General features: G+C 72.1%; 4 protein-coding genes and 1 tRNA gene. 4 read left to right on the forward strand and 1 reads right to left on the reverse strand.

Annotated elements, in window-relative coordinates; all coding sequences use genetic code 11:
- The first annotated feature begins 304 nt into the window (after positions 1-304).
- Positions 305-1102: a hypothetical protein gene (locus ACYVE9_RS14600; protein ID WP_461028267.1), complete on the forward strand. Its 798-nt coding sequence runs from the start codon at positions 305-307 to the stop codon at positions 1100-1102.
- Positions 1103-1335: 233 nt separating this feature from the next.
- A tRNA-Met gene (locus ACYVE9_RS14605) sits at positions 1336-1409 on the forward strand.
- Positions 1410-1764: 355 nt separating this feature from the next.
- Here ACYVE9_RS14605 and ACYVE9_RS14610 read toward each other — a convergent pair.
- Positions 1765-2199 carry a subtilase-type protease inhibitor gene (locus tag ACYVE9_RS14610; protein WP_461028268.1) on the reverse strand — a complete coding sequence of 145 codons (435 nt, stop codon included), beginning with the start codon at positions 2197-2199 and terminating at the stop codon, positions 1765-1767.
- Positions 2200-2601: 402 nt separating this feature from the next.
- On the opposite strand from ACYVE9_RS14610, the gene ACYVE9_RS14615 reads away from it, so the two are divergent.
- Together ACYVE9_RS14615 and ACYVE9_RS14620 are read left to right on the forward strand one after the other, a co-directional pair.
- Positions 2602-3612 (forward strand): amidohydrolase family protein, encoded by a 1011-nt coding sequence (locus tag ACYVE9_RS14615; RefSeq protein WP_461028269.1) that lies wholly within the window; start codon positions 2602-2604, stop codon positions 3610-3612.
- A gap of 295 nt (positions 3613-3907) precedes the next feature.
- Positions 3908-5278 (forward strand): DHA2 family efflux MFS transporter permease subunit (locus tag ACYVE9_RS14620; RefSeq protein ID WP_461028270.1); only part of this gene is annotated, 1371 nt, incomplete at its 3' end.

Below are 5278 nucleotides of genomic sequence, written 5' to 3' on the forward strand. Positions count from 1 at the left end.
GGCGCGCCCGGACCGACCCGCACCCCGGGACCCGGCGACACCCCCAGGCCGGTCAGCACCCGGAGGCCCGGCGACCCTCCGAGACCCGGCGGTACCTCAGGACCCGGCCGCCCTTCACGCCCCGGCCGCCCGGGCCGAACACCAGCGCCCGGCCAAGCCCGTCACCGCCACGAGTACCGGAACGCCGCCGTATCCGCCCCCAGGTCACTGCGTCGCCCCCGACGCGTGGGGCACTTCGCAACCGGTGGTGCCCGCAGCCGCCCACCCGTCCGGGCCGGGGCGTCGGCTGTGGCAGGAGCGACGGGTGGTGCTCGGCGTGGTGGGCGTGGTGACGGCGGCGCTGTTGGCCGGGGTGGTGGTGGCGCTGTCGCCGGTCGCCGGAGACGGTGACGACGCGGACGGTCCGCGCAGCGGCGGGCCGTCGGCCTCGGAGAAGGCGGAGAAGGCTGAGAAGGCGGCGGAAGCCGAGCCTCCGCTGGCGGTCGAGGTGCGCTCCCACACCTGGACCGCCGGCTGCGGCCACACCTATCTCACGCCGCGGGAACCCGGGGCCGTTCCGTCACCGCCGGTCGAGCAGGACGCGCGGTCGTGGGCGGACGCGCTCGGCGCGGTGCACGGGGACGGCACCAATGTGGAGATCACCGTGCAGGGCACGGCGGCCGATGCCGTGGTGCTCCGCGCGCTGCGGGCGCGGGTGGTGGAGCGGCGGTCGCCGCCGTCGTGGAACGCGTACGCGATGGACCAGGGGTGCGGTGGTGCTCTGACCCCGGCGGTGTTGGCGCTCGACCTGGACGTGCCGCGTCCGCGGGTGCGACCGGTCGACGGTTACGACGCCTCCGGTACCGGTGTGGAGTTGCCGGCCCGGGAGTTCCCGTTGCGGGTCTCGCGAACGGACCCGGAGGTGCTGCTGGTGCAGGCGGAGGCGGAGGGCTGCGACTGCGACTGGTACCTGGAGTTGGACTGGGCGAGCGCCGGTCGAACCGGCACGCTGCGCGTCGACGACAACGGGCGTCCGTTCCGCACGAGCAGCGCGGAGGGCCGCCCGACCTACGTCTACGGGCAGGACGGGGAGTGGGAGCGGTCGGCGGAGGCGGGCAGCTGACGGCCGTTTCGGCCGTGCACCTCGAACCGGGCAGTCCCTCGGGCAGGACAGCACGTCCCGGGCCGGACTGCGTGCCTCGGATCGGGACGCGTCGGGGCTCGTCCTCCCGGCCGCGGCCCCGCCCCCGGGCCGGTCGGAGTCCCTGGTCCGGGGCCTGCCGTGGGCCGCGTCGGGCCTCGGGGGGTTACGGATTTCCGTGCACGGCGATCGTCGCGTAGGGTGGTGTTCATCGACGCGGGGTGGAGCAGCTCGGTAGCTCGCTGGGCTCATAACCCAGAGGTCGCAGGTTCAAATCCTGTCCCCGCTACTGACACGTCCGGCCCGGCACTTTCGAGTGCCGGGCCGGACGTTTTTGTTCCGGTGTTCCGGTGTTCGGGTCCTCCGGTGTTCGGAGGACCGGTGTTCCGGTGTCTCCTGCGTCGCCGCCCCCGTTCCGGGTCCCCCGTGACGCGTCTCCGTGTGGAGCGGGTCGAGGTCGCCGTGGCGGGCGGCCGGTTGTCTCTCGCTTTGCGGGGGTCTCGGCGGGGAGGACGGCAGTGCCGTTGGCCGAGACCCCCGCGAGGTCCCGCTGCGGGGAGGCAGTGCGGGACGAACGCGGCAGCTCAGAGGCCTACGCGGCGGCGCGGAGGCTGAGATGGCAGCCCGGCGGGCGACGTGGCGGCTCAGAAGCTGAAGACGGCCATGCCATCGACTTTCCTGATGCAGTCGTTGGCGAAGGTCTGCTCGTAGGAGACGCGCTCGCCCTGCCACACGCCCTGCGCGGTGACCACGACCGGGTTGTACTCCATCGTGCAGAAACGATCCTTCTCCCCCGGCAGGCTGTCGAAGTCGCCGTCCACAGCCTGGAGTTGATCGCAGGCGCGGTCGGGGGCGGGGTGGCTGCCGGTCGCACTCGGCGAGCAGGACAGCGTGACGGCCCGGTGTGGCGAGGTGGCGGCTGCGCTCTCACCGTGGGCGACCGTCAGGGTGAGGGCAGAGGGGCTGTAGAGCGAGGGTGACGAGGGCGTGGCCTCCGCGAGGGCCGTGCCGCTCAGAGGGCCGAGCGTCGCTGCTGTTAACAGAGTGCCGGCCGCTGCCCATCGCGCGGTGTTCCGCATTGTGTGCATCCTTCCGCAGTTGTGTGTGCTGGTAGCGATCAGGAGTCTGCCGAGAACCTTCACAGAATGCACATCGACCGAACAGATCAAGTAACGTCCCGTATTCAAGCAGTGGCTTGAAGCGACGGCCCGTCATCGCCGAGGCCCCGTTCAGAGGCCCGACCGCCGGCCGGACGGTGGCGTGATCGGGGGGATGCGCACCGTTCTGCAATCGGCCGGAAACATGCCGCGCGGGACGTTTCCAGGCGCACGGGACCCCTCAGCGGGCAGGCAGGTGCCCAGGCAGGCCGACCGGCACGCGCACGTGCGGCGGGGGGAGTTGCCGCCCCTCGCCTGTGCTGCTCGGGCGGGAGCGGACGTCGGGCGGGGGTGGACGTCGGTCGGTCGCCGTACTCTCGTTCCATGTGCGGTGCAGCACGGGAACAGGATGCGCCGGAGCCCGTCGCCGGTCGGGCGTCGGGGAGGAACGGAGACGGTGGGCCGGAGGGGGCGGGATCCGCCTCCGCCGCCCCGCCTGAGCGTGCTGACGCGGACGCCGACGAGCGCGCGTACGTGTGCGGGTTCTGGCGAGGCCTGGGGTTGCCCGGGCTGGTGGACGTCCACACCCACTTCATGCCGAAGCCGGTACTGGACAAGGTGTGGGCCTACTTCGACCAGGTCGGGCCGCTGACCGGCACCCGGTGGCCGATCACGTACCGGCAGGCGGAGGACGAACGCCTCGCCGTGCTGCGCGGGTTCGGGGTGCGGGCGTTCACCTCGATGCTCTACCCGCACAAGCCGGCCATGGCGGGCTGGCTCAACAGCTGGAGTGCCGACTTCGCGGCACGGACGCCCGACTGCCTGCACACGGCCACGTTCTTTCCCGAACCGGACGCCGCCGACTACGTCGAACGGGCCCTGTCCGCCGGTGCGGTGGTGTTCAAGGCCCATGTGCAGGTGGGTGGTTACGACCCTCGTGACGCGCTGCTCGACCCGGTGTGGGGGATGCTCGCCGATGCCGGGGTGCCGACCGTGATCCACTGCGGGTCGGGTCCGGCGCCGGGCAGGTTCACCGGGCCCGGGCCGGTCGCCGAGGTGCTCGCCCGGCACCCGGCGCTGAAGTTGATCGTCGCGCACATGGGCATGCCGGAGTACACGGACTTCCTGGACCTCGCCGAGCGCCGGCCCGGTGTGCACCTGGACACCACGATGGCCTTCACGGACTTCTCCGAGCGCATGATGCCGTTCCCGCCGTCGGAGCGGTCCCGGTTGTCCTCCCTCGGTGACCGCATCCTCTTCGGCAGCGACTTCCCCAACATTCCGTACGGCTACCGGCACGCGCTCGAGGTCCTCACCCGGTTCGGCCTGGGTGACGACTGGCTGCGCGCGGTCTGCCACGACAACGCACACCGCCTGCTGCCCCTCCCACGGTGACGCCCCCGGGCTGCCCTTCCCGCACTGACGCGTCCCTTGCCGACTCCGTCCACTCCCGTCCGCCCCGCCCCACCGTCACCCGCGGCGAACCACCCGGCCAGCGAACCACCCGGCGAGCGAACCACCCGGCCAGCGAACCACCCGGCCAGCGGACTGCCCAGCGAGCCATCCAGCCAGGCGCCCGGCCAACCGATGCCGTCCCGACGCCTGCCGGACACCGACCGGCCCCTGTCACGGGCCCCTCTACGGTGTACGGTAAGGGCTGCCTTACCTAACGTCGTGAAGGGGAGCCCGCATGACGGCGACGAACGCCGCTGAGTCCGCCGTCATACCCACCGGGGGGCATCCCCGCCGCTGGCTGATCCTGGCCGTCATCTGCCTCGCCGAGTTCACCGTCCTGCTGGACAACACGATCCTGAACATCGCGATCCCCTCCCTGAGTCGGGACCTGTCGGCTTCCACCTCCGACATCCAGTGGATGATCAACGCCTACGCGCTGGTGCAGGCCGGGTTGCTGCTGACCGCGGGCAACGCCGCCGACCGCTTCGGCCGCAAGCGCATGCTGCTCGCCGGGCTCGCCCTGTTCGGCCTCGGCTCACTGGCCGCGGCACTCGCCCAGTCGTCGGCCCAACTCATCGCCGCCCGCGCCGGGATGGGCATCGGTGGCGCACTGCTGTTGACCTGCACGCTCGCCGTGGTGATGCAGATATTCGACGCCGCCGAACGCCCCCGGGCCATCGGCATCTGGAGCTCGGTGCTCTCGCTGGGCTTCGCCCTCGGCCCCGTGATCGGTGGTTTCCTGCTCGACCACTACTGGTGGGGCTCACTGTTCCTGATCAACCTCCCGGTGGTGGCGCTCGGCCTGGTCGCGGTCGTGGTGCTCGTGCCCGAGTCGCGCAACCCCAGCGGGGACCCGCTGGACCCGGTGGGCGCCCTGCTCTCCGTCGTCGGCATGACCTCGCTGGTCTTCGCGATCATCTCCGGCCCCGAGCACGGCTGGACGTCCGCCCGGGTGCTGCTCACCGCGTTCCTGGGTGCGGCGGTGCTGGCCCTCTTCGTGTGGTGGGAGCTGCGTATCCCGCACCCGATGCTGGACATGCAGTTCTTCCGCGACCAGAAGTTCGTGGGCGCCGTCGCGGGTGGACTGCTGGTGGCCTTCGGCATGGCCGGTTCGCTCTACCTGCTCACCCAGCACCTCCAGTTCGTGCTCGGCTACGAGCCGCTGGCGGCCGGACTCCGCATGGTGCCGCTCGCCCTCACGGTGATCCTGGTCAACTTCGGCGGAGGCGGTGCCCGTACGGCGGTGAGGCTCGGCACACCCGTCACGATCCTGCTCGGCATGAGCCTGCTGTCGGCCGGACTGGTGTGCGTGGCGGTCCTCGGCAGCGCGTCCTACGCGGGCATGCTGCTCGGACTGGTCGTCATGGGGGTCGGCGTGGCCCTCGCCATGCCGACGATGGCGAACGCCCTGATGTCGGCCATCCCCCCGGCGAAGGCGGGCGTCGGCGCGGGAGTGAACGGCACGCTGGCCGAGTTCGGGCACGGACTGGGCGTGGCGGTACTCGGTGCGGTGCTCAGCTCCCGGTTCGCGGCGCTGCTGCCACCGGCGGCGGCCGGTGCCGGCTCGCTGCCGGAGGCGCTCGCCGCGGTCGAGGGCGGCGCGTGC

Source organism: Streptomyces sparsus, from assembly GCF_054776295.1.

Bases quoted from the DNA above. Each gene is read 5' to 3' on its own strand.
- ACYVE9_RS14615 (WP_461028269.1), top strand. From the start codon at position 2,602: ATGTGCGGTGCAGCACGGGAACAGGATGCGCCGGAGCCCGTCGCCGGT.
- ACYVE9_RS14610 (WP_461028268.1), bottom strand. From the start codon at position 2,199: ATGCGGAACACCGCGCGATGGGCAGCGGCCGGCACTCTGTTAACAGCA.